This window comes from Mesorhizobium sp. M0816 (assembly GCF_040320005.1).
GTDB lineage: Bacteria > Pseudomonadota > Alphaproteobacteria > Rhizobiales > Rhizobiaceae > Mesorhizobium.
Map to the genome: position 1 here is coordinate 1 of NZ_JAMYOT010000085.1, position 2,186 is coordinate 2,186.

General features: G+C 55.7%; 1 protein-coding gene. It reads left to right on the forward strand.

What is annotated here, in order from left to right; genetic code table 11:
- Positions 1-601 precede the first annotated feature (601 nt).
- Positions 602-1,786: a glycosyltransferase family 9 protein gene (locus NKI17_RS36730; RefSeq protein ID WP_352571661.1), complete on the forward strand. Its 1,185-nt coding sequence runs from the start codon at positions 602-604 to the stop codon at positions 1,784-1,786.
- The last annotated feature ends 400 nt before the right edge of the window (positions 1,787-2,186 follow it).

Sequence of the window (2,186 nt, forward strand, 5' to 3'; positions counted from 1 at the left end):
ATACGATCTTGGCTTGCCTCGACGGAAAGATTTCTACCCCCTCACCCGGGGGCCCCCCGGCACCCCCCCCCCCCCCCCCCCCGGGGGGCGGGCGCTCGACTTCATCACAGGGTTGATTCGTCCACTTCATGTTGGACGACCCGGACGCGCAGAAAAAAGCGCCTGCGGCGGGTCCTTTGTTAACCACCATGATGCGGGACCACAGCGACAGGGCGTGCCGGAGACGGTCAATCCGGCCGGCGATGTCGTCGCCGGCGGCGACGGTCTCATTCAGGATCAGCATCGACCAAAGAGCGAGGCCACTGCCGTTATGCTCGAGATCTGGGGACGGCGGCTTGGCGATCGCCGTCTACTCGGCGTTTCTCGAACTCACTGCATGCAAGACCGTGACGAAGCCCTTCACATTGCGGGTCGGGACATAGCTGGCTTCTTGGCGCGCTACCACCGCTAGAGATGCAGACTTCGCCCGACAGCTCCTGCTGGAGCGCGGCTTGGATCTGATGGCAGAATTCTTGCGGAGACGCGGACAAGTGGGGAGCACTCCAACCCTACACACGCGTCACTGGCTATCAGTGTTGACCGTATAATCTTCGGAATGGCAATGGCATATTTTACAAAGCACGACCGCAATCAAATTATATACCGCAGCTGGGAAGAGCCGGAACAGTCAAGCGCAAGGATGAGAATTTTGGTCCTCAAGCTTGATCATGTCGGCGACTTTTGGATGTCTCTAGGGCCCCTAAAGGACCTTCGTCAGCGTTTTGCGCATGCCCACATTACGCTGGTGGTGGGAAGCTGGAACATCGCTACTGCAAAACAGTTCGACCTCGCCGACGATCACATTGCTTTTGACTTTTTTCCTCGCAACCCAAAAGTCAAAACGCGCAAAAAAGCCGCCGACATAAGGCCGCTGCTGACCGGCGAGTTTGATCTTGCCATTGATATGCGTGTTCCGGAAGAAACAAGGCCCATCTTGCTTGAAGTCCCCGCCAGGCACCGTGCGGCGATAGTTGATCCGTACAGCATGCATCAGATCGATATTGCGATAGCGCCATTCAATCTGAAACTGCGCAGAACCATCCTCTACAAGCTGGTCCAAAAAATAGGGCTTGCTAACAAAATCCCTCGTAGATGGCTTGATTGGTTCATTGACCGCAAGCAGGTGCGTCTCCAGCATGTGTCAGAAATCCTCCTCTTTCTGGTCGCAAAGGCAGCTGCCTATTTCGAAAGCGGAGCGGGTCACCCACAGAATTCGACTACAGGCAATGCCCCGATTGTCGTGGCTCCGTTCTCCAATTCCAGCCTGCGAGATTGGCCGATTGAAAGTTTTGGCAAAGTTGTCGCTGCTCTTTCGACCCGTGGTGAGGTGGTCCTCGTTGCCCGTGGCGAATGCCTGGAAGCGCTTGAGGAGGTTGCGAACATAGCTCGGGATCGTGGAGCCGCGAACATTCGGACGGCTGTCGACTTGTCGGAATTGGAATTCAATTATCTCGTGAATTCGGCCGCGCTCGTCGTTTCGAACAATTCAGGCACCGGGCATGTCGCTGCCCAGCTTGGCCGCCCTACTATCGGCATTTTCACGGCGTCACATCTACCGGAGATTTGGGGGTTTCGAGGTCCCCTGGTCAGCATGCTTATGAGTGTTATTGAATGTCGCGGGTGTGGTCTGGACCAAGTGCGGCATTGTCCGGTCAAAGTCCGATGCAAGTTCGACATCACGCCGGATCTCGTGATTGCCGAGGTAAACGCCTTGATGAATCATTGTAAGGGTACGGCACAAGCTTAGTGGCTCGCGGTCACCATAACCGCGATTGCCCGGATCTTGGTCGCTGATTCAATCGCTACAAACATCTAAAGGCCGAAATTCAGAATTGAATCGACTTGGTCGAAGGACCGCAGTGGCGATGTCACCCCCTGGGCCGGGCGACCATTTCGTTTTCGTTCGCATGCCCGTCCATAGCGACAGCGCCACTAACAGCAGATGAACCACACAAAGTGAGGGAGACCCCAATTAAGTGCCAAGCGACAGCTGGCCCAAGGCGCCTGGCTGAAGGCGCATGAAAACCTCGTCATCACCGGGCAGACCGATCCCACGACATAATGCACACCTCGCTATGTTATTGAAAAAGCTGGATCTGCTGATCCTGTGATTGTGATAATGGACTGTGTCCGCTCCTGCCGGAATG